Below are 255 nucleotides of genomic sequence, written 5' to 3'. Positions count from 1 at the left end.
AGGAGATCGTCGACGACGGCGACTACCTGGAGGTCCACGAGCGCTGGGCCCGCAACATCATCTGCGCGCTGGCCCGCCTGGACGGCCAGGTCGTCGGCATCGTGGCGAACCAGCCGTCGACGCTGGCAGGCGTCCTGGACATCGAGGCCTCCGAAAAAGCTGCGCGTTTCGTCCAGATGTGTGACGCTTTTAACATCCCGATCGTCACTTTCCTGGACGTCCCCGGGTTCCTCCCGGGCGTCGACCAGGAGCACG

At 65.5% G+C, this 255-nt stretch carries 1 protein-coding gene; it reads left to right on the top strand.

What is annotated here, in order from left to right; all coding sequences use genetic code 11:
* The coding region (locus K4B79_RS47620) for a carboxyl transferase domain-containing protein (RefSeq protein WP_308280649.1) at nucleotides 1-255 on the top strand (255 nt) is incomplete at both ends.

It is taken from the genome of Streptomyces lincolnensis (assembly GCF_021173675.1).
Taxonomy (GTDB): domain Bacteria; phylum Actinomycetota; class Actinomycetes; order Streptomycetales; family Streptomycetaceae; genus Streptomyces; species Streptomyces lincolnensis_B.
This window is presented reverse-complemented; position numbering and strand designations above follow the sequence as displayed.